Source organism: Novosphingobium malaysiense (assembly GCF_000802225.1).
Taxonomy (GTDB): Bacteria; Pseudomonadota; Alphaproteobacteria; order Sphingomonadales; family Sphingomonadaceae; genus Novosphingobium; species Novosphingobium malaysiense.
The window spans coordinates 816393-838059 of the sequence record NZ_JTDI01000003.1 but is presented as its reverse complement, the minus strand read 5'-3'; the positions used below and the strand labels follow the sequence as shown (position 1 = coordinate 838059).

The following is a 21667-nucleotide window of genomic DNA, read 5'->3' as shown; positions in this document are numbered from 1 at the left end:
AAGAATTGGTGTAAATGCCCTTGCGTACCGGCAACAGTGGTGTTGTAACAAGGCAACGATGACGGAATCGAAGACCCGAAAGCGCGCTTGGCCGCGTTGGTGGCGGCGCATGCAGGTTGCGGCCCGCCGGGCGAATTTCTTTGTCGTCATGGAAGTGCTCTCGGTGTTCGCCTTCCTGGTGATGACCGCGACCACATGGGTTGCGCTCAATGCAGGGAGCGACAAGGGCAAGCTGCTTCCCTCGAACCTCACCGCGACGCTGTTGGTCGGAACCCTGGTTCCCGCTCTGGCAATCCTCGTTCTGCTTGGGCGACGACTCGCCCTGCGGCGCGCGGCGGAGAATTTCGGCGGCACCGGGCGGATGCACGTGCGCCTGGTGTTTCTCTTTTCGCTGATCTCTGCGATTCCGACGTTGCTGGTGGTCGTTTTCGCCTCGTGGCTGTTCCAGTCCGGCGTGGAGTTCTGGTTTTCGGACAGCTCGCGCGGGCTGCTGGAAAACGCGAACAAGCTGGCGCGCGGCTATTACGAGCAGACCTTGCGCGACGTCGGCTACGAATCCGTCGCCATGGCCGAGGACTCCAGGACCTGGCTGGGAGAATATCCGGTCGCCAGCCAGGAGTTCCAGGCGTTCCTCGCCGATCAGGTGTTGCGCCGGAACCTCAGCGTGGCCGCCATCATCCAGATCGATTCCAACGGAAATCAGCGCACGCCGATCATCGTCGATCCCGACGGCCAGTCCGAAAACAACCGCATCAGCGGCGACACGCTCGAAAAGCTCGACAAGGGGGCGCCTTACGATGTTTCCTCGCGCAACGACCGCATCGTGGCCGCCGCGCCCATCGAGCGATCGGCCGGGATCTACCTGCTGGTCGCTCGAAGCAACGACCTGCTGTCTCTGAGTCAGGGGCAGAGCGCAGAGAATATTGTCCAAGCCTATGAAGTCCTGACCAACCGGGCACGGGTGTTGCAGTTGCGCTTCAATATCGCCCTGTTCGTGGCCTCGCTGGCCCTGGTCGGGCTGTCGGTCTGGTTCGCGTTGCGATTTGCCGACCGGCAGGTGAAACCGCTCTATGAACTGGTCGACGCCGCGCGGCGGGTAGGGGCCGGCAACTATGCCTTGCGCCTCGAGGGGCGCACGGGCGCCGACGAAATCGGCCTGCTCAACCGCGCCTTCAACCGCATGACCGCCCAGATCGACAAGCAGACCCAGGCCTTGCTCGGCGCGAACCGCCAGCTTCACGAACGGCGACTATTTATCGAGGCGGTGCTCGAATCCGTCACCTCAGGGATCATCTCTCTCGACGAGAACGGGAAGATCCTGTTGATGAACAGCACCGCCCAGAAGATGCTCACCGAGCACGATGGCGACCTTCCCGAAGACCTCACCATCGAGCAACTCGCACCGCCGATCGCGGCGATGGTGGAGGAGGGCACCTCCGTGGGGCTGGTCCAGTACAACCGCGGCGGCGACCTGCTCACGCTGGCGGTCAAGACCAGCCGCGACGCGACCGGTCACGTCATCACTTTCGAGGATATTACCCGGCAACTGCTCGATCAACGCACGGCCGCATGGTCCGACGTGGCGCGGCGCATCGCGCACGAGATCAAGAACCCGTTGACGCCGATCCAGCTTGCGACCGAACGTCTCAGCCGCCGCTATCGCAAGCAGATCACCGACAATCCCGAACTGTTCGAGGATCTCACGCGCACCATCATCCGCCAGGTCGGCGACCTCAGGAAGATGGTGGACGAGTTTTCCTCCTTTGCCCGGCTTCCCAAGCCGGTGTTCCGCGCCGAGGATCCCGTCGCGCTGACACGGCAGGCGCTGTTCCTCCAGGAAGTCGCGCGGCCGGAGGTATCCTTCAGTTTTTCCGCAGATCCCGGAATCGCCAATATCGACTGCGATCGGCACCAGTACGGCCAGGCGATGACCAATGTCCTGAAGAACGCGGTCGAGGCAATCGAGACCAAGGCCAAGGACGCCGAGGAAGGTTATCGCGGCACCATTTCCGTGGAGATGGTGGACCAGGATGACTCGATCCTGGTGCGCATCACCGATAACGGCATTGGCCTGTCGCAGGACCGCGACCGCATCATCGAACCTTACGTCACCACGAGAGAAAAGGGTACCGGGCTGGGCCTCGCCATTGTCAACAAGATCATCGAGGAACACGGCGGCGAAATGACGTTCATCCCGGCGCAAGGCGGCGGCACCACGGTAACCATGCGTTTCGCCAAGGATCCCCTGGCCCAGGGGCGCAAGCCATCGGAAGCCGCAGAATGACGTATCACGCTTCACCCACCCCCAACCCGCAAACGAAGAAGACATTGCCATGGCACTCGAAATCCTGATCGTTGACGACGAACGCGACATCCGCGAACTGGTCGCCGGCGTCCTGAGCGACGAGGGCTACGAATGCCGGACGGCGGGGGACAGCGAAGCGGCACTGGAGGCGATTGATGCCCGGCGTCCTTCGCTGGTACTGCTCGATGTATGGCTGCACGGCAGTCCCATGGACGGGCTCGAGGTGCTCGACGCCATTAAGGCCCGCGAGCCGGAACTGCCGGTGATCATCTTTTCGGGCCACGGCAATATCGACACGGCCGTTGCCGCAATCAGCCGCGGTGCCGTGGACTTCATCGAAAAGCCGTTCGAAGCCGAGAAGCTGCTGCACCTGGTGGGGCGCGCCACCGAAACGGAACGTTTGCGCCGCGAGAACGCACAGCTCAAGCAGGACTACTCGATGGGCGAGGAGTTCACCGGCTCCAGCGCGGCGATCAATCAGGTGCGCGCCACGCTGAAGCGCGTGGCCAACACCGGCAGCCGCCTGCTCATTGCCGGTCCGGCTGGATCGGGCAAGGAAGTCGCGGCCCGGCTTCTCCACGCCTGGAGCCCGCGGGCAGGCAACGCTTTCGTCAGCGTCAACTCGGCCCGGATCACGCCCGAACGTTTCGAGCAGGAACTCTTCGGGGAGGAAACCGAAGGCTCGCTGATCCGGCCGGGGCTGCTCGAGATGGCCGATGGCGGCACGCTCTATTTCGACGAAGTGTCGGACATGCCCTTGTCCACCCAGGCGCGGATCCTGCGCGTCCTCACCGACCAGGCCTTCGTGCGGGTGGGCGGAACCCGCCAGATCAGGGTGGACGTGCGTGTCGTGTCGTCCACATCGCGCGATCTCGAGAAGGAAATTGCCGAAAGGCGCTTCCGTGAGGACCTTTTCTACCGGTTGAACGTCGTTCCGGTCTCGATTCCCGCCTTGCGCGAGCGGCGCGAGGACATTCCGGCTCTCGTGGACCATTTCTTCGCGCGCTATGCCAACGAACAGGGTGTGCCACCGCCGAAGGTGACCACCGAAGCCATGACGGCGCTGCAGGCATACGAATGGCCAGGCAACGTGCGCCAGCTGCGAAATGTGGTGGAACGCACGGTGATCATGGCCCCGCGCGAAAAGCTCGGCCAGATCGAAGCGGACATGTTGCCGCCTGAAATCTTCAGCAATCGCGGGGGCGGTGATTCAGGTGTATCGGTCATGATGAGCGCGCCGTTGCGCGAGGCTCGCGAAAGCTTTGAACGCGAATACCTGCGCATCCAGATCCGGCGCTTTTCGGGCAATATTTCCAAGACGGCAGCCTTTATCGGCATGGAACGCTCTGCGCTGCATCGCAAGCTCAAGCTGCTGGGCATGGCCGAAAGACGAGAGGGCGAGGAGAACGCAGATTAGAGCTGAGGTGCGTGGGAATACCGAAACACCGCCCTTGTAGGCCGCTGTGGCGCGCGTGTCCGAGCGCCATACGGTTCGTCGATGCGGCAATCAACGGTTCTAAAAACAGCCGTTAGAATTCTCGTGTTTACTGCAGTGCAGCAAATGGATAGATTTTGATTCGAAAACGGCCGGCGGGAAAAGCCCACGGCCAGATCGCGGACCGCAATCGCGGCCGCCAAGAAAAGGAGAATGAGCATGGCTGGTCGAACGCTTTCCGCGCGGCCGAAACCGGCACCCGAGCCGTCCGAGGCTCCCGCCCCGGCCCCTGCGAAGTCAGGGAATTCGGCGGGCAAGGGGCAGAACCTTCAGGATCAGTTCCTCAACCTCCTGCGCAAGAACAAGACCCCGGTCACGATGTTCCTGGTCAAGGGCGTGAAGTTGCAGGGCATCGTCACCTGGTTCGACAACTTCTCGATCCTGCTTCGCCGCGACGGGCAGTCGCAGCTTGTCTATAAGCACGCGATTTCCACGATCATGCCGTCGACCCCGGTTGATGCGCAGCAGTTCGCCAATGGTGCCGACAGCTCGAAGAAGACACGTCTGCTGCAGGACGTGTTCCTTTCCAGCATCCGCAGTGCCGGTGTGCAGGTCACGATGTTCCTGATCAACGGCGTCATGCTGCAGGGCCGCGTGGCGGCCTACGACCTGTTCTGTATGCTGCTGGAGCGCGAAGGCTACGTACAGCTGGCCTACAAGCATGCCGTTTCGACGATTCAGCCCGTGACTCCGGTCGACCTGCAGGCGCATGAAGAAGCCGACGACTGAGTCGAGACGGAAAACAATTGAACGACGAACTTAAGGGCGAGGTCACGCGCGGTGCGCGTGCCTTCGTCGCCTATCCGCAAATGCGCGGGAGAGGGGACCTCGATCCCGACGCACGCCTCGAAGAGGCGAAGGGGCTTGCCTTGGCAATCGGCCTCGTGGTGGCGGATGCCGTGGCCATTCCCATCCGCGAGCCGCGGCCGGGCACGCTGTTCGGTGAAGGCCAGATCCAGAACATCGCCACGGGCTGCGAGCTTAGCGAGGCCGAACTGGTCATCGTCGACGGCTCGCTGTCGGCGATCCAGCAGCGCAACCTCGAAGAAAAGCTCAAGCGCAAGGTCATCGACCGGACCGGACTGATCCTGGAGATCTTCGGCGAACGCGCGGCAACGGCGGAAGGCCGTCTGCAGGTCGAGCTTGCGCACCTCGACTATCAGGCCGGTCGCCTCGTGCGCAGTTGGACCCACCTTGAACGGCAACGCGGCGGTTTCGGTTTCCTTGGCGGCCCGGGTGAAACGCAGATCGAGGCCGACCGCCGGTTGATCCGCGACCGCATGGCCAAGATCCGGCGTGAACTCGAACAGGTCCGGCGCACGCGAGGTCTCCATCGCGAACGGCGCGAAAAGGCGCCTTGGCCGGTGGTCGCGCTGGTCGGTTATACCAATGCCGGCAAGTCGACGCTGTTCAATCGTCTTACCGGCGCCGATGTGATGGCGCAGGACTTGCTGTTCGCCACGCTCGACCCGACCATGCGTTCGGTCAGGTTGCCGGGCGTCGAGAAGGCGATCCTGTCTGACACTGTGGGCTTCATATCCGATCTGCCCACGCAGCTTGTCGCCGCTTTCCGCGCAACGCTCGAGGAAGTGACCGCCGCGGACGTGATCCTGCATGTGCGTGATATCGCCAATCCCGATACCGAAGCGCAAAAGAAGCAGGTTCTCGATGTTCTCGCCGACCTGGGCATTGTGCCCGGTGAAGACGGGGAAGAGAGCGAATTCCCGATCCCGATCATCGAAGTGTGGAACAAGTGGGACTTACTTGGCCCGATGCAGGCGGATGAACTGCGCGAGGCCATGGCCCATCGCGAAGGCGAGACCATCGTGCCGCTTTCGGCGCTGACGGGGGAGGGCTGCGACAATCTTCTGGATGTTGTCGGCAAGAAGCTGACGGCCGGCTCTAAGATTTACGACTTCGTTCTTCCGGCTGCCGATGGCCAACGCATAGCATTCCTGCATGCACGTGGTGACGTGATGTCCGAGGAACAGGCGGGGGAAGGCGCCGATGGACCGCAACTGAGGCTGAAAGTCCGGCTGACCGAACGCGAACTAGGCCGGTTCGCCTCGCTCTGATGCCTTGACGGCTTGCCAGTAGCGCTCCTGCTCATCGAGCGAGAGCTTGGCGAAATCCTTGTTCTCGCTCGATGCCAAAGTCTCCATGGCCCGAAATCGCCGTTCGAACTTCGCATTGGCGGCGCGCAAGGCGTCCTCGGGAGCCACGCCGTTGAGGCGAACGAGATTGACGGCTGCGAACAGCAGGTCGCCAGCTTCTTCAAGCTTGCTCTCGGCACCGGCCTCGGCGAGCTCGTCCATTTCCTCATGGACCTTTTCGGCGGCGCCGCTGGGATCGGGCCAGTCGAAACCGACGCGAGCCGCGCGTTTCTGCAGCTTTTCAGCGCGCATCAATGCGGGCAATGACAAGGCCACGCCATCGACTGCGCTTGTTTCGCCCTTTGCCGCCCGTTCCTCTGCCTTGAGCTTTTCCCAGCGTTCGGTCTGCGCATCACCGGAAGCATCGTCACCGAATATATGCGGGTGGCGCGCTTCCAGCTTGTCCGAAATGGAGGCCGCTATGTCTGCAAAGGCGAAGTGGTCCGCCTCTTCTGCCATGCGCGCATGGAACACGACCTGAAGCAGCAGGTCGCCCAGTTCGTCACGCAGGGCCTCAAGGTCGTTGCGCTCGATGGCGTCAGCGACTTCGTAGGCTTCCTCGATCGTATACGGGGCAATCGTCGCGAAGTTCTGGGCCCGATCCCACTCGCAGCCGTCCTGCGGATCGCGCAGCCGGGCCATGATCGCGAGCAGGCGGTCGATCTGCTGATGGCGAGTTTCGGACATCGCGCGAGGGCTCAGGCGTCGATGAGGTCGCGGTCGACTTCACCCGCGCGGTTCTGGATGAACTCGAAGCGGTGCTCGGGATTGCGGCCCATCAGGCGATTGACGAGATCCTTCACCGCTGCCCGATCCTCGTACTCGGGCGGCAGGGTGATGCGGATCAGCGAGCGGGTTGCCGGGGCCATCGTCGTCTCGCGAAGCTGCTGCGGGTTCATTTCGCCAAGGCCCTTGAAGCGGCCGACTTCGACTTTCTTGCCCTTGAACTGGGTCGCTTCAAGCTCGGCCCGGTGCGCTTCGTCGCGGGCATAGGCCGAGTTCGACCCGGCGGTCAGGCGGTAGAGCGGCGGTTGTGCGAGGTAGAGATGCCCGCGCCGCACGATGTCCGGCATCTCCTGGAAGAAGAACGTCATCAGTAGCGTGGCGATGTGCGCGCCGTCGACGTCGGCATCGGTCATGATGATGATGCGGTCGTAGCGCAGATTGTCCGGGTTGCAGTCCTTGCGGACGCCGCAGCCCAGCGCCAGCATGAGATCGGCGATTTCCTGATTGCCTCGGATCTTGTCCGCGCTGGCCGAAGCGACGTTGAGGATCTTGCCGCGGATCGGCAGGATTGCCTGTGTCTTGCGGTCGCGGGCCTGCTTGGCGGAGCCCCCGGCGCTGTCGCCTTCGACGATGAACAGCTCGGTCTCGCCGTCGCCTTCACCGGAACAGTCGGTCAGTTTGCCGGGCAGGCGCAGCTTCTTGGCGTTTGTCGCGGTCTTGCGCTTGACGTCGCGTTCGGCCTTGCGGCGCAGGCGCTCGTCCATGCGTTCCATCACCGAGCCGAGCAGGGCCTTGCCGCGTTCGAGGTTGTCGGTGAGGAAGTGGTCGAAGTGATCGCGGATCGCGTTCTCGACCAGTCGTGCAGCCTCGGGGCTGGTGAGACGATCCTTGGTCTGGCTCTGGAACTGCGGATCGCGAATGAAGACCGAGAGCATGACTTCGCTGCCGGTCACCACGTCGTCGGGCGTGATGTCCTTGGCCTTCTTCTGCTGGCCGACCAGTTCGGCAAAGGCGCGAATGCCCTTGGTGAGCGCGGCGCGCAGGCCCTGTTCGTGGGTGCCGCCATCGGGCGTCGGGATGGTGTTGCAGTACCAGGAATAGGACCCGTCCGAATAGAGCGGCCAGGCGATCGCCCATTCGACGCGGCCCTGTTCGGCGCCGTCCTCGCCGGCCGGAAATTCCTGCGAGCCCGAAAAGAACTGGCTGGTCACGCACTCGCGCTGGCCGATCTGCTCGGCGAGATGGTCGGCAAGGCCGCCGGGAAATTGGAATGTCGCTTCCTCGGGCACGTCCTCGCTCGCGAGCGCAGGCGAGCACTTCCAGCGAATTTCCACGCCGGCGAAGAGATAGGCCTTGGAACGCACCAGCTTGAAGAGGCGGGCGGGTTTGAACTTCTGTTCGCCGAAAATCTCGGGATCGGGCGTGAAAGTCACGGCTGTACCGCGCCGGTTGGGCGCTGCGCCGACCTTCTGCAGCTTGCCCAGCGTCTGCCCGCGCGAGAATTCCTGCGCGAACAATTCCTTGTTGCGCGCCACCTCGACGCGGGTCTTCACCGACAGGGCATTGACCACCGAAATGCCGACGCCGTGCAGGCCGCCTGAAGTGGCATAGGCCTTGCCGGAAAACTTGCCGCCCGAGTGCAGCGTGGAAAGAATGACCTCGAGCGCCGATTTGCCAGGATACTTCGGATGCTCGTCGACCGGGATACCGCGACCGTTGTCGGTGATTGTCAGCCGTCCTGCGGTGCCGGGCTCGTCCTCCAGCGTGACCTCGATGCGGTTGGCATGGCCCGCCACCGCTTCGTCCATCGCGTTGTCCAGCACTTCGGCGGCGAGATGGTGCAGGGCACGCTCGTCGGTGCCGCCAATATACATCCCGGGGCGCCGCCGGACGGGCTCGAGCCCCTCCAGCACCTCGATCGCGGAGCCGTCGTAGGATTCCCCGCCAGCGGCGGGCAGCTTGTCGAACAGGTCATCGGACATGGCCGGGACTATACGCAGCGCGCGAATCCGCGATCAAGCGCGCATTTGCGCTTATCCTCCGTTCGAAAGCCCGGCGCTGATCAATTCCCGAACTTGGTGGGCGCCGGGCTGACGACAGTCACTGAACCGTTCCTGATTTCGCGCACTTCCAGTGCACGCTCGATGATGCCGCCTCGTGTGAAGCGGAATGCACCGTCGAGGCCGAGGAAGCCGTCGCTGTTCATCATCTCCGAGGTCGGAAACTTCTTGCCCACTTTCCAGTCGCGCGCGATGCGCAAGGTCAGCAGTACGGCGTCATACCCCAGCGTAGCGATACGAAACGGCTGAGCGCCGAAGCGCGAACGATAGCTCTTGGAAAACTGGGAAAACCGTTGATCGGAAACGGTCGAGAACCACGCGCCCCGCAGGGCGGCAGTCGACGCCAGATCGGCCTCGCCGCTCCAGAGTTCCGTGCCCAGCAGGCGGACATTGGCATCGCCTCCGTCCTCGCGGAAGGCCGTCGCGGCCCTGGCCGAGAGCTTTCCGCCGTCGGCGATAAGCAATGCGCCGTATCCGGACTTTTCCTTGATACGGTTGGCCGCAGCGCTGATCGAGGCTGCTGTCCGGTCATAGGGCTCCATGGCGATCACGGCACCGCCATCGCCGCGTACCGACGAGAGTAGCGCGTCGCTTGCCCGGTCGCCGTATTCTCCTCGCGGGATCAGTGCTGCGTAGGCGGAAATGCCTTGTGAGTGGGCGTAGTCGACCGTGCGCTGGATCGATTGGCCGGGCAGGTTGCCCATGATGAAGACGTCCTTGGACGCCGCCTTCTCGTCGTTGGAAAAGGAAATCAGGGGGACGTCACTCGGACGCGCCACCGATGCGACGGCGGGGATGTTGTCCGACAGCAGCGGGCCCAGAATCAGGCGATTTCCGTCCGCCAGCGCCCGACGCGCCGCGTCCGTCGGGTTGTTCGCCGTGTCGTAGGTGGTGATGCGCAGGTTCTTCGCCCCAGTATCGAGCAGTGCCATGTTGGCGGCATTGGCGATCGACTGGCCGACAGCGGCGTTCTTTCCGCTGACGGGAACGAGCAATGCAACGCGGTGATGCCCGGTGTCTTCGGGAATGACGCTTTCGGTCGGCGCAGGCCCGGGGGGCGGGGCTGTCGGCGCCGGCGCCTTGGGAACCACGGTACAACCGGCGAGTACAGCTAGCGTACCGGCGGCAAGAAGATTTCGCCGATTCATTGGCGAATTCAGGCGCTTGTCAAACATCCCTTGCCGCTCCCTGGGTCCTTGGCCATGAGTCTTGTAATGGAACAATCTCTTTCACCGGGGCTGTATATAGTGGCAACCCCGATTGGCAACCTGGGCGATATAACGCTGCGTGCGGTCGATGTGTTGCGTGCCGCCGGCGCGGTCGCCTGCGAAGATACGCGGGTAACGGGCAAGCTGCTGAACCATCTTGGCCTGAAAAAGCGCATGATCCGCTATGACGACCATGCCGGTGAGGGCGATCGTGAGCGGCTGCTGGCGCTGATGGCCAGCGAACCCGTTGCGCTGGTGAGCGATGCGGGTACGCCGCTCATCTCCGATCCGGGGTACCGCCTCGTTAAACTCGCAAGGGAACGGGACATCCCCGTCACCAGCCTGCCCGGACCCAATGCCGCTGTCATGGCGATGACCCTCTCGGGCCTACCAAACGACCGCTTTCTCTTTGCCGGGTTCCTGCCGAACAAGGCGAAGGCACGCGAAGACGCCCTGTCGGAACTGGCTCCCGTGCGCGCCACGCTTATCTTCTATGAAACCGCGCCGCGCCTCGAGGCCACGCTCGGGGCCATCGGCGCCGTGCTGCCGGGCCGGGAAGTCGCCGTCGCGCGCGAGCTCACCAAGCGGTTCGAGGAATGCCGCAGTGGAACGCCATCGGAATTGTCCTCGCACTATGCGGCCCATCCTGCGAAAGGCGAAATTGTCCTGCTGGTCGCGCCGCCTTCCGACGAACCAGCCGAAGACGTCGATGTCGACGCGATGCTGCAGGCGGAACTCGCGCAAAACAAACCGTCCCAGGCCGCGGCACGGGTTGCAAAGGCCACAGGGCTCGATCGCAAGTCGCTCTATGCCCGGGCCATGGAGCTGAAATGAGCCGAAAGCGCACGAAGGCTGAACGCAACGGCCGCCGCGGCGAGATGCTGGCGGCGCTTTTCCTGATGATGAAGGGGTGGCGAATCCTCGGCCGCCGCGTGAGATCGATGCGCGGCGAGGTCGATATCGTGGCCCGGCGGGGAAAGACCCTGTGCTTTGTCGAGGTCAAATGGCGCGCGACCAGAGAGGAACTCGATACGGCGATCACCGTGCCGCGCCTGCGCAGGGTAGCGGCTGCCGCCGAAGCGATAGCCCACCGCTATGCCCGGCCCGGCGACAACCAGCGCGTCGACGTGATCCTGATCGCGCCGCGAAGCTGGCCTCGCCGGGTGGAGAACGCCTGGCAGCCGGGCAGCTGAAACGGCTCGCACCCGCCACGAAATCCCGCTAGGCCGCGCGCCGAAGCTTTATGCAGGACCTGACTTCATGACCTTACGCATCGCCGTCCAGATGGATCCGCTCGAAAGCATCAACATCGCTGGCGATTCCTCCTTCGCCCTGATGCTGGCGGCACAGGCGCGCGGCCATAGCCTCTTCCACTACGACGTGCGCACCCTGGCCTACGACACGTCAGAGGGAGCCGGCGGTCGCCTCACCTGCTGGGCCGCTCCGGTGACGGTACAGCGCGTCGAAGGCGCGCACTACACGCTGGGCGAGCATCGCCTGATCGATCTGGCCACCGACGTGGATGTCGTCCTGATGCGGCAGGATCCCCCGTTCGATCTCGGCTATATCACCGCGACCCATCTTCTCGAGCGGCTTGCCGGGCAAACCCTGGTCGTCAACGATCCGGCGTCGGTTCGCAATGCGCCGGAAAAGGTATTCGTCCTCGATTTCGCACAATTCATGCCACCGACCTTCATCGCCCGGCGCATAGAAGATGTGCGGCTCTTCCAGCAACGGATGGTCGATCGCGGCATGCCGGGCGATCTCGTGGTCAAGCCGCTGCACGGCAATGGCGGCAAGGCGGTTTTCCGGGTTCCGGCCGATGGCAGCAATCTCGGTGCGCTGGTGGAGATGTTCCAGAACGCCTGGGTGGAACCGTTCATGGTGCAGCCGTTCCTTGCGGATGTGGCGGAAGGGGACAAGCGCATCGTCCTGGTGGACGGGGAATTTGCCGGGGCCATCAATCGCAAGCCTGGCGAGGGCGAATTTCGCTCGAATCTCGCCGTCGGGGGGTCCGCCGAGGCCTGCGGACTCACTTCGGCGGAAGAAGCTATCTGTGCGTCGCTGGGCCCGGAACTCAAGGCCCGGGGGCTGGTTTTCGTCGGTATAGATGTGATTGGCGGAAAATGGCTGACAGAAATCAACGTAACCTCTCCCACGGGCATCGTGGCTATCGACCGGTTCAACGGGACCGATACCGCGGCCAAGATCTGGGACGCTATCGAAGCGCGGCACGCCGTAATGTGACGCCGGCCGCAATGCCCGCGCGAGAGGGTGAGCGTGTCTGAGTGGATCTACGCCATCATTTGGCAGGGCGGATATCTCGGCATCGTCTTCCTGATGATGATAGAGAACATTTTTCCGCCGATCCCCTCGGAACTCATCATGGGCGTCGCGGGAATAGCCGTGGCGCGCGGAAAGATGGAGTTCTGGCCGCTGCTCCTCTCGGGTACGGTGGGGACGACGCTTGGCAACTATGTGCTGTTCCTCGCTGCGGACAGGCTCGGTTACGAGCGGTTGCGGCCGTTCGTGGACCGCTGGGGCCGCTGGCTCACGATGGAATGGCACGACGTGGAGGCCGCCGGCCGCTTCCTGCGCGACCATGGCCACTGGGTCGTCTTCTTCCTTCGCTTCGCCCCCATGTTCCGCTCGATCATTTCCATCCCGGCGGGGCTGGCGCACATGCGGCACATTCGTTTCCTGGTCTTCACGGCGATGGGGGCGGCAGTGTGGAACGTGGCCCTGATCATGGGCGGAAAGTGGCTCGGCCAGACCTTTTCGACGGCTGAGGACTGGCTGGGGACTGCCACCCTCGCGCTGACCGTGGCTACCGTCGCGTTCTATCTGTGGCGGGTGATGCGCTGGAAGCCGCGCGATCAGTCCTGCTCGCGCGGGTGAGCGCTTCGGTAGACGTCGAGTAGGGTGGCGGCATCCACCTTGGTGTAGATCTGCGTCGATCCCAGCGATGCATGGCCGAGCAGTTCCTGTAGCGAGCGCAGGTCCGCGCCTGCGCCCAGCAGGTGGGTCGCGAAGCTGTGGCGCAGGGCGTGCGGCGTCGCCGTCGATGGCAGGCCGAGCGCAGTTCGCGCACGCGCCATGGCCTTCTGCACCATGCCCTGTGACAGGCGGCCGCCCTTGGCGCCCCGGAACAGGGCATCCTCGCGCGAGAGGGACCAGGGACACTTGGCGACATAATCGGCCACGCCATCGCGCACGATCGGAAGCAGCGGCACGACGCGCTGCTTGCCCCCCTTGCCGGTTACCGTCAGGGTTTCGCCCAATGGTATCGCCGCTCCGGTAAGCGACAGTGCCTCGGCAATCCGCAGCCCCGCACCGTAGAGCAGCAGCAGCACTGCGCGGTCTCTCGCGCCGATCCAGGGCTCGCTGGCATCCTCGTCGACGGCCGCCGCCAGGTTCACGGCTTCGTCCGGCGTGACCGGCCGGGGCAAGCCCTTCTTGACGCGCGGGCCGCGCAGGCGCGGAGCTTGTGCATCGCTCATGCCGGCCCGGTCGCGGGCAAAGGCGAGAAAACCCTTCAACGCCGAAAGTTCGCGCGCCGACGAGACATTGCCGAGCCCGTCTTGCCGGCGCGCCGCGAGTTGGCGCCGCAAGTCGGTCGCGTCGAGGCGCGCAAGGCCCGTCCAGTCGGTATCTCCAGTCGCGTCGAGCAACCGTGCTGCGGCGGCGAGATAGGCACGCACCGTATGCGGGCTACGCCGCCGGCCTTGCGACAGGTAAGCGCCCCAGGCCTCGAGAATATCGGCTTTCGTCACGTTGCCACGAGCGCCGAGGGCACCAGTTCCGCGAGCAGGGCGTCGAGCACTGACATGCCGGAATCGGTAATGCCAAGGCGAGAAGCGCGGCGCCAGACCAATCCCTGGCCTTCGTAGAATTGCGCCTTCCGGGCGTCGCACAGCGCTTGCGGCTCCAGACCGAAACGCGAGGCCAGTCCGTCGATATCGACGCCCTCGCGCAGGCGCAGGCCCATCAGCATGGCCTCGCTCGCCTGTTCGTGGGTGTCCAGGGCGCGCGTTTCTCGGATGCCGTTGTCGAGCGCGTCGATGGCGTGAAGCCAGTTTTCGGGCTTGCGGTGCCGCACCGTCGCCACCCCGGATCGTCGCCCATGCGCGCCGGGGCCGATGCCGCAATAGTCGTGGTAGCGCCAATAAGTGAGGTTGTGCCGGCTTTCCTCGCCGGGGCGGGCGTGGTTGCTCACTTCGTAGGCCGGCAATCCGGCGCTGGCCATCATGTCACGAGTGAGCGCGAACATGTCGGCACAGGCTTCCTCGCCGAGCGGTACGAACTCTCCCTTGCGGACCATCGTTTCGAAGCGGGTGCCCGGCTCGATGGTCAGCTGGTAGAGCGAGAGATGGCCGGTGCCGAACGACAAGGCACGGGACAGCTCAGCCTGCCAGGCATCGAGGGTCTGGCCGGGCCGAGCGTATATGAGATCGAAGGAAACGCGGGCGAAATGGCGCTGGGCCACCGCCAGTGCCGCCAGTCCTTCGTCCGCGTCGTGAAGCCTGCCGAGGAACCGCAATGTCGCATTTTCGAGCGCCTGCAGGCCGAGCGAGACCCGATTTACGCCCACACCTGCAAGGGCAGCATAATTGCCGGCCTCTACCGAGGAAGGATTGCCTTCCAGCGTGATCTCGATTTCCGGGGCGAAACCCCAGAGGCTTTCCGCCTCTTCCAGGAGCCGGGCAACGAGGGCAGGGGGCATCAGCGATGGAGTGCCCCCGCCGAAGAAAATGCTTTCGAGCGGCTCGTCGTTGGTCATGGCGCGCTCGTGGCGCATGTCGGCAAGGAGCGCTTCCTCCCAACGGCCGTGGTCTACCCGGTCGCGAACATGGCTGTTGAAGTCGCAATAGGGGCATTTTGCGAGGCAGAACGGCCAGTGGATGTAGAGCGCGCGGGCCATGGGCCTCTAGTCTAGCCGCCAAACTGCTCCGCGACCAGTTTCGCGAAGGCATCGGCGCGGTGGCTGATACGGTGCTTTTCCTCCGGATCGAGCTGGGCGAACGTCATCTCGCGGCCTTCGGGCACGAATACGGGGTCATAACCGAAGCCCATCGTGCCACGCGGCGGCCAGGAAAACGTGCCGTTCACCCGGCCTTCGTAGACGGCCTCGTCCCCTTCCGGCCAGGCGATGGCGAGAACGCAGGAGAACCAGCACGAACGCGCGACGTCCGGGCCCTGTTCGCACAACAGGCCTTCGACCTTGCCCATCGCCATGTACCAGTCCCGGCCCGCAGGTCCTTCGAACCACTGCCGCTCCGCCCAGTCGGCGGTGTAGACGCCGGGGCGCCCGTCCAGTGCCGCCACGGACAGACCGCTGTCGTCGGCCAGCGCCGGCAGCTGGGCTGCTTTCGCGGCGGCATGGGCCTTGATCAGTGCGTTTTCGACAAAGGTCGTTCCGGTTTCCTCCGGCTCGGGCAATCCGAGTTGGCCGGCGGAAAGGCATTCGATTCCGTAAGGAGCGAGCAGGGCGGAGATCTCCTTGAGCTTGCCTGCGTTGTGCGTGGCAATGACCAGGCGCTTGCTGTCGATCTTGCGGGTCATGACTCGCTCCTTGTACGGTTCACTCGTCATCGCCTCCACGGGGAGGCTTTTATCCTGTGATTGGGCTCAGCGCCCGGTCGCCTTCGCCTGTTCGGCAAAGATGCGCTCGCAGCCGATGCGGGCCAGGCGCAGCAGGCGCAGCAGGCCTTCCTCATCGTAGCAGGCGCCTTCGGCCGTCGCCTGCGCTTCGGCGATCTTGCCGCCCTCGATCAGCACGAAGTTGGCATCGGCATCTGCCGCACTGTCCTCGATGTAGTCGAGGTCGAGCACGGGGGTGCCTTCGTGAATTCCGCAGGAAATCGCGGCGACGCGGCTTTCGATGGGGTCCTGCGTGATCTTGCCCTCGGCCATCAGCTTGTCGACGGCAAGGCGCAAGGCGACCCAAGCGCCCGAGATCGACGCGGTGCGGGTGCCGCCGTCGGCCTGCAGGACGTCGCAGTCGAGCACGATCTGGCGCTCGCCCAGCTTCTTCATGTCGACCACGGCGCGCAGCGAGCGGCCGATCAGGCGCTGTATTTCCTGCGTCCGGCCGGACTGCTTGCCCTTGGCCGCTTCACGCGAACCGCGTGTGTGCGTGGCGCGCGGGAGCATCGAGTATTCGGCGGTGACCCAGCCTTCACCCTTACCGCGCAGAAACGGGGGGACCTTTTCTTCGACGGAGGCCGTGACGAGCACGCGGGTATCGCCAAAGGAAATCAGGACGGAACCTTCGGCGTGCTTGGTGAAGCCGGTCTGGATGTCGATGGCCCGCATTTCGTCGGGGGCACGGCCGGAAGGTCGCATGGGAATTCCTCGTTTGAATGTGTGATCCGCTATATTGCGCGCCCCTTCGCGCATAAGGCTTGAGGCTGCAAGCCCATTGCCTAAATTGCATTGGCTATGCCCAATCCGCCGATCACAGAAATGACCTCCCGTGCGCGCGAAATCTTTCGGCTTGTGGTCGAAGGATACCTGAATACCGGCGCTCCGGTGGGATCGAAGGCACTTGCGGGTCAGGGCGGGGTCAATCTGTCCTCGGCTTCGATTCGCTCCGTGCTGGCCGATCTCGAATCGCAGGGGCTGCTCGCCGCCCCGCACACCAGCGCCGGACGCCTCCCAACCGAAGCGGGGCTCAGGCTCTTCGTGGACGGGATCATGCAGGTGGCGGAGCCGACGGCCGAGGAACGCGCCGTGATCGAGAGCCACATCTCCACGCCGGGCCCGATCGAGGCTGCCCTCGAGGCGACTAGTTCGCTGCTGTCCAATCTTTCCTCGGGCGCCGGCGTGGTGATGGTTCCGAAGCGCGAGCCGCGCCTGACGAACCTGCAACTGGTGCCGCTCTCGCCCGATCGGGCTCTCGCCGTACTGGTCGGCGCCGACGGCGCCGTGGAGAATCGGGTGGTGGATCTGCCGCAAAGCCTGCCTTCCAATGCGCTCGAGGAGGCTTCGAATTACATTTCGGCACGCCTTGCCGGACGGACTCTCGCAGAGGCTGCCCGGACGATGCATGCCGAGATTGCCTCGGGGAAATCGGCGCTCGACGATGCGAGCCGCGATCTCGTCGAACGCGGCCTTGCGGTCTGGAGCGAGGATGCCCTGCAGCGGCCGGTTCTCATCGTGCGCGGGCAGGCCAACCTGCTTGACGAGGCGGCGGTATCGGACCTCGAGCGGATTCGTTCGCTGCTCGACGATCTCGAAAGCAAGCAATCGGTTGCCGATCTGCTCGACATGGCGCGCGAAGCGAAGTCCACCCGCATCTTCATTGGGTCCGAGAACCGGCTTTTCGCGCTGTCCGGCTCGTCGGTGATCGCATCGCCTTATCGGGATCGTGAGGGCAGGGTTGTGGGAGTTGTGGGGGTTATCGGGCCCACGCGGTTGAATTATGCGCGGGTCGTCCCCATGGTGGATTTTACCGCCCAGAGCTTGGGCAAGCTTATCGGATAGCTGGAACCTGATTAGAATGACCGACGACAAGACGCAGCCGCCCGAAGACGTGACGGTGGACGCAGCCGTGGCCGAAGAACTGAAGGGCGTACCCGAAGGAATGCTCGACAAGAACGACGAAAATGACGATCTCGCGAAATTGCGCGAGGAGTTGGAAACCGCCAAGCAGGACGCGCTCTATGCGCGTGCCGAAACGCAGAACGTGCGTCGGCGCCTGGAAAAGGACGTCGCCGATACCCGTGCGTACGCGGCAACGTCCTTTGCGCGCGACATCCTGTCCGTGGCGGACAACCTCTCCCGGGCTCTGTCCGCCATACCGGACGACATGCGCGAGGACGAGAAGATGAAGGGGCTCGTGGCCGGCATCGAAGCCACTGCGCGCGAGATCGACAAGGTGTTCACCTCGCACGGCATCACCCGTGTGGCGGCGATGGGCCTTCCGCTCGACCCCAACCAGCACCAGGCGATGATCGAAGTTCCCTCGGCAGATGCCGAGCCGGGCACGGTGGTGCAGGAAATGCAGGCCGGTTACATGATCAAGGACCGCCTGCTGCGTCCGGCCATGGTCGCCGTGGCCAAGAAGCCGGACTGATATCGTCTTTTTACGGCCTGCGCCGGGACGACCGGATGCAGGCCGTAGACGATCCGTGCCATTTTATCGGAACTTGCTCCGCGTACCTCCGTTGTTTCTGGCAGATCCAGAGTTTTATCGGAGAAGTGCGATGCGCAAGTATATTCTGCCCATTCTCGCAGCCGGTGCCTTCAGCGTCGCGGGCTGCGCCAGCAACTATGCAGGCGAAGGCGCCCTGGCAGGCGGCGCCCTGGGTGCAGGTGTAGGCGCCGTGACGGGTGGCGATGTCGGCACCGGTGCCGCCGTGGGCGCAGCGGCTGGCGCTGCTGTCGGCTCGCAGGTCGACAAGGACAAGGGCTGCTATCGCTACGATGCCAACGGCAACCGCTATTGGGACCGCGACTGCTGATCGCGCGATCCGGCGGACCCAACGAAAGGGCGCGGGAGCCAATTCCCGCGCCTTTTTCTATGCCGTTTCCGGATGCGCAGGCGTGAAGGGCAGCAATGCAAGGTACCGGTCCAGCGCGGCAGCGTGCGGAACCCGCCATCCTTGCATCAGCATGAAGGCATGGCGCACGATTTCCGCCTGCTGTTCGATGCCGTAGCGCTCGAACGACCAGGCTTCACGCAAGGTATAATCGTAACGGCAGAATGGATGACGCATCAGCGGCAGATACAGAAGGCCCTTGTTTTGGGTCTGCCAGACATGCGTCATCTCGTGAATGAAGAGGCCCTGCAATCCGGGCGCATGAATCGAGAAATCGTCCCGGTAGGTCGGTGAGGCGGGGTGGAAATGCAGATGGCCGCACGGCGCCATGACCGTGTTTACAGGTTGGAACGGAAACCAGCGCTGCCGGCGGATACGGACCGGCCCTGGATCGATCGCATCGCCGAATATCGATCGCACGAGGGCGGTTTCGCCGGTTGTCAGCTTCCGCTCGCCCCCGGGCGGGCAATCGTGCGGGGCGCCGCCTCTCAGTGATGCCCCCCGTTCATGGCATCGCCCATCGTCTCGATGTGCAGCGGCATGGACAGCTTGTCGCCGCCGGAGAATGTCAGGGTCAGTTCGGTGGCGTTGCCGGCCTTCAGGGTATCGGCCAGGTCGAAGGCCATGACATGATATCCGCCGGGTTCGAATGCGATCGTTTCGCCCGGGGCGATCTCCACGGCATCCACCGCGCTCATCGAGCCGCCTTCTGTCTTGTGCATTTCCGCCTTGCCGGAGCCTTCGACGTAAACGCCCGCGATCGTTGCCGCCTGCGGGCCGTCGTTGCGGACAGAAAAATAGACGGCCGCCGGGCGCCCCGCCACGACCGGCAGGACCAATCGGCCCTGGCTGGCGGAGATGCCGGGCTTGGCATCGGGGCCGTTGGACTCGGTCGCGGACGATTCAGGCGCCGGCGTTTCGGCCTGCTGGCATGCGCTCAACAATGCCAGGGCAGCGGCGCCGGTTAGAAAAGCAAGCGTATTGAACGATTTCACGACCGAAAATTCCCCGAACTGAGACTTGTGAAAATTCGCGAGCCTAATGCCACCTTGCTGCTCTTGTTCCAAGCGAAACCGCTCCTATATCGCGCTTCGACGACTTGGAACGTCATCGAGCCGCACAAGCCGCCTTGCCTTTCGGGGGAGGCGATCCGTGCGGTGTCAACCACTGACGTGAGGATTGGGGATAATGGCAAAAGTAATCGGTATCGACCTTGGCACCACCAACAGCTGTGTAGCGGTAATGGACGGGGGCAAGCCCAAGGTCATCGAAAATTCCGAAGGCGCGCGTACGACGCCTTCCATCGTCGCCTTTACGAAAGACGGCGAACGTCTGATCGGTCAGCCGGCCAAGCGCCAGGCCGTGACCAACAGCGACAACACGATCTTCGCGGTGAAGCGCCTGATCGGCCGCCGCTTCGACGATCCGGTGACCAAGAAGGACACCGAGCTCGTCCCCTACACGATCGTGAAGGGCAAGAACGGCGACGCTTGGGTCCAGGCCGGCGGCGAAGACTACAGCCCCTCGCAGATTTCCGCCTTCATCCTGCAGAAGATGAAGGAAACGGCCGAGAGCTATCTCGGCGAGACCGTGACGCAGGCCGTGATCACCGTGCCGGCATACTTCAACGACGCGCAGCGCCAGGCGACCAAGGACGCCGGCCAGATCGCAGGTCTTGAGGTGCTGCGCATCATCAACGAGCCGACCGCGGCCGCGCTGGCCTATGGCCTCGAGAAGCAGGACGGCAAGACTATCGCCGTGTACGACCTTGGTGGCGGCACCTTCGACGTCTCGATCCTCGAGATCGGCGACGGCGTGTTCGAAGTGAAGTCGACCAACGGCGACACCTTCCTGGGCGGCGAGGACTTCGACACCAAGCTGGTCGAATGGCTGGCGGACAAGTTCAAGGCCAAGGAAAACATGGACCTGCGGACCGACAAGCTCGCTCTGCAGCGCCTGAAGGAAGCGGCCGAGAAGGCGAAGATCGAACTGTCCTCGACGGCCTCGACCGAAATCAACCTGCCCTTCATCACCGCGCGCATGGAAGGCGGCAGCACCACCCCGCTGCACCTCGTCGAGACGGTGACGCGCGCAGACCTTGAGAAGATGGTCGCCGACCTCATCAAGCGCACCATCGAACCGTGCAAGAAGGCGCTGGCCGATGCCGGCCTTTCGGCTTCGGACGTCGATGACGTGGTTCTCGTGGGCGGCATGACCCGCATGCCCAAGGTCCGCGAAACGGTGAAGGAATTCTTCGGCAAGGAGCCGCACACCGGCGTGAACCCGGACGAAGTCGTCGCCATGGGCGCGGCAATCCAGGCCGGCGTGCTGCAGGGCGACGTCAAGGACGTGCTGCTGCTCGACGTGACCCCGCTTTCGCTGGGCATCGAGACGCTGGGCGGCATCATGACCAAGATGATCGACCGCAACACGACGATCCCGACCAAGAAGAGCCAGGTCTACTCGACGGCCGAGGACAACCAGCAGGCGGTGACGATCCGCGTGTTCCAGGGCGAACGCGAGATGGCGGCGGACAACAAGCTGCTTGGCCAGTTCGACCTTGTCGGCATTCCGCCGGCCCGCCGCGGCGTGCCGCAGATCGAGGTGACCTTCGACATCGACGCCAACGGCATTGTCAACGTGTCCGCCAAGGACAAGGGCACTGGCAAGGAGCAGCAGATCCGCATCCAGGCATCGGGCGGCCTGTCCGATTCCGACATCGACCAGATGGTCAAGGATGCCGAAAAGTTCGCCGAAGAGGACAAGAAGCGTCGCGAGGCCGCAGAGGCCCGCAACAACGCCGACAGCCTCGTCCACGCGACCGAACAGCAGCTCTCGGAGCATGGCGACAAGATCGATGCCGGGCTCAAGGGTGAAGTCGAGGCCGCGATCGCCGCGACCAAGACGGCGCTCGAGGGCGACGATGCTACCGAGATCAACGCCAAGGCCCAGGAGCTCACCCAGGCTGCCATGAAGATGGGCCAGGTGATCTACGAGAAGGAACAGTCCGAGGCCGGTTCGCCGGAAACGGAAGCTCCGGCGGGTGGCGATGAAGACGTGGTCGACGCCGAGTTCTCGGAAGTCGACGAAAACAAGGGCTGAACGTCCTGATGAAAACCGTGCCGCCACCGGTGCCGATTGCGCCGGTGGCGGTTAGGTTATCTACGGGGGATACTA

The 21667-nt window shown here is 63.8% G+C and carries 21 protein-coding genes; 12 read left to right on the top strand and 9 right to left on the bottom strand.

Annotated features, from left to right (window positions below; all coding sequences use genetic code 11):
- Positions 1 to 109: 109 nt before the first annotated feature.
- The 4 genes from LK12_RS11855 to hflX all read left to right on the top strand — a co-directional run bounded on the left by LK12_RS11855 (position 110) and on the right by hflX (position 5875).
- Complete coding sequence (locus tag LK12_RS11855; protein WP_039283865.1) at positions 110 to 2284, top strand: HAMP domain-containing histidine kinase; 2175 nt, start codon at positions 110 to 112, stop codon at positions 2282 to 2284.
- Positions 2285 to 2333: 49 nt separating this feature from the next.
- Positions 2334 to 3722: a nitrogen assimilation response regulator NtrX gene (gene ntrX, locus LK12_RS11850; RefSeq protein ID WP_039283862.1), complete on the top strand. Its 1389-nt coding sequence runs from the start codon at positions 2334 to 2336 to the stop codon at positions 3720 to 3722.
- Positions 3723 to 3959: 237 nt separating this feature from the next.
- Positions 3960 to 4529, top strand: coding sequence for an RNA chaperone Hfq (hfq, locus tag LK12_RS11845; protein WP_039283859.1), 570 nt, complete (start codon positions 3960 to 3962; stop codon positions 4527 to 4529).
- 17 nt (positions 4530 to 4546) lie between these two features.
- The gene (gene hflX, locus LK12_RS11840; protein WP_039283854.1) at positions 4547 to 5875 is read left to right on the top strand and encodes a GTPase HflX; all 1329 of its coding nucleotides are present in this window, start codon (positions 4547 to 4549) and stop codon (positions 5873 to 5875) included.
- Here the strand turns inward: hflX and mazG are convergent.
- The 3 genes from mazG to LK12_RS11825 form a co-directional block, all read right to left on the bottom strand.
- A complete protein-coding gene (gene mazG / locus LK12_RS11835; protein ID WP_039283851.1) occupies positions 5852 to 6640 on the bottom strand; it encodes a nucleoside triphosphate pyrophosphohydrolase in 789 nt (262 codons plus the stop codon). The two genes, hflX and mazG, sit on opposite strands and share 24 nt — an antisense overlap.
- Positions 6641 to 6651: 11 nt before the next feature.
- On the bottom strand, positions 6652 to 8661 hold the full coding sequence (gene parE / locus LK12_RS11830; RefSeq protein WP_039283849.1) for a DNA topoisomerase IV subunit B: 2010 nt from the start codon (positions 8659 to 8661) through the stop codon (positions 6652 to 6654).
- Positions 8662 to 8741: 80 nt separating this feature from the next.
- A complete protein-coding gene (locus LK12_RS11825; protein WP_231568333.1) occupies positions 8742 to 9887 on the bottom strand; it encodes a penicillin-binding protein activator in 1146 nt (381 codons plus the stop codon).
- A 66-nt stretch (positions 9888 to 9953) separates the two neighbouring features.
- Here LK12_RS11825 and rsmI point away from each other — a divergent pair, with 66 nt between their 5' ends.
- From rsmI to LK12_RS11805, 4 genes are all read left to right on the top strand, one after another.
- Complete coding sequence (rsmI, locus tag LK12_RS11820; RefSeq protein WP_052223349.1) at positions 9954 to 10781, top strand: 16S rRNA (cytidine(1402)-2'-O)-methyltransferase; 828 nt, start codon at positions 9954 to 9956, stop codon at positions 10779 to 10781.
- Positions 10778 to 11140 carry a YraN family protein gene (locus LK12_RS11815; protein ID WP_039283837.1) on the top strand — a complete coding sequence of 121 codons (363 nt, stop codon included), beginning with the start codon at positions 10778 to 10780 and terminating at the stop codon, positions 11138 to 11140. The genes rsmI and LK12_RS11815 overlap by 4 nt, the downstream gene beginning before the upstream one ends.
- A 67-nt stretch (positions 11141 to 11207) precedes the next feature.
- Positions 11208 to 12194, top strand: a complete 987-nt coding sequence (gshB, locus tag LK12_RS11810) for a glutathione synthase (protein ID WP_039283833.1) — start codon at positions 11208 to 11210, stop codon at positions 12192 to 12194.
- Positions 12195 to 12227: 33 nt separating this feature from the next.
- Positions 12228 to 12845, top strand: a complete 618-nt coding sequence (locus LK12_RS11805; protein WP_039283828.1) for a DedA family protein — start codon at positions 12228 to 12230, stop codon at positions 12843 to 12845.
- On the opposite strand, the gene LK12_RS11800 is transcribed toward LK12_RS11805, so the two are convergent.
- From LK12_RS11800 to rph, 4 genes are all read right to left on the bottom strand, one after another.
- A complete protein-coding gene (locus LK12_RS11800; RefSeq protein ID WP_039283824.1) occupies positions 12824 to 13720 on the bottom strand; it encodes a tyrosine recombinase XerC in 897 nt (298 codons plus the stop codon). The genes LK12_RS11805 and LK12_RS11800 overlap by 22 nt on opposite strands.
- The gene (gene hemW / locus LK12_RS11795; protein ID WP_039283820.1) at positions 13717 to 14868 is read right to left on the bottom strand and encodes a radical SAM family heme chaperone HemW; all 1152 of its coding nucleotides are present in this window, start codon (positions 14866 to 14868) and stop codon (positions 13717 to 13719) included. Before hemW ends, LK12_RS11800 begins: the two co-directional genes overlap by 4 nt.
- A gap of 11 nt (positions 14869 to 14879) precedes the next feature.
- Positions 14880 to 15509 (bottom strand): RdgB/HAM1 family non-canonical purine NTP pyrophosphatase, encoded by a 630-nt coding sequence (rdgB, locus tag LK12_RS11790; protein WP_039283816.1) that lies wholly within the window; start codon positions 15507 to 15509, stop codon positions 14880 to 14882.
- Positions 15510 to 15575: 66 nt separating this feature from the next.
- Positions 15576 to 16292, bottom strand: coding sequence for a ribonuclease PH (rph, locus tag LK12_RS11785; RefSeq protein WP_039283814.1), 717 nt, complete (start codon positions 16290 to 16292; stop codon positions 15576 to 15578).
- A 96-nt stretch (positions 16293 to 16388) separates the two neighbouring features.
- Between rph and hrcA the strand changes: the two genes are divergently transcribed.
- The 3 genes from hrcA to LK12_RS11770 all read left to right on the top strand — a co-directional run bounded on the left by hrcA (position 16389) and on the right by LK12_RS11770 (position 18412).
- The gene (gene hrcA / locus LK12_RS11780) at positions 16389 to 17432 is read left to right on the top strand and encodes a heat-inducible transcriptional repressor HrcA (protein WP_039283811.1); all 1044 of its coding nucleotides are present in this window, start codon (positions 16389 to 16391) and stop codon (positions 17430 to 17432) included.
- A 16-nt stretch (positions 17433 to 17448) separates the two neighbouring features.
- The gene (gene grpE, locus LK12_RS11775) at positions 17449 to 18024 is read left to right on the top strand and encodes a nucleotide exchange factor GrpE (protein WP_039283808.1); all 576 of its coding nucleotides are present in this window, start codon (positions 17449 to 17451) and stop codon (positions 18022 to 18024) included.
- A 130-nt stretch (positions 18025 to 18154) separates the two neighbouring features.
- A complete protein-coding gene (locus LK12_RS11770) occupies positions 18155 to 18412 on the top strand; it encodes a YMGG-like glycine zipper-containing protein (RefSeq protein WP_039283805.1) in 258 nt (85 codons plus the stop codon).
- 57 nt (positions 18413 to 18469) lie between these two features.
- On the opposite strand, the gene LK12_RS11765 is transcribed toward LK12_RS11770, so the two are convergent.
- Positions 18470 to 18910 (bottom strand): vgr related protein, encoded by a 441-nt coding sequence (locus tag LK12_RS11765; RefSeq protein WP_231568332.1) that lies wholly within the window; start codon positions 18908 to 18910, stop codon positions 18470 to 18472.
- Positions 18911 to 18978: 68 nt separating this feature from the next.
- A complete protein-coding gene (locus LK12_RS11760; RefSeq protein ID WP_231568331.1) occupies positions 18979 to 19485 on the bottom strand; it encodes a copper chaperone PCu(A)C in 507 nt (168 codons plus the stop codon).
- Between the two features lie 193 nt (positions 19486 to 19678).
- Here LK12_RS11760 and dnaK point away from each other — a divergent pair, with 193 nt between their 5' ends.
- Positions 19679 to 21592, top strand: coding sequence for a molecular chaperone DnaK (gene dnaK, locus LK12_RS11755; protein ID WP_039283750.1), 1914 nt, complete (start codon positions 19679 to 19681; stop codon positions 21590 to 21592).
- Positions 21593 to 21667 lie beyond the last annotated feature (75 nt).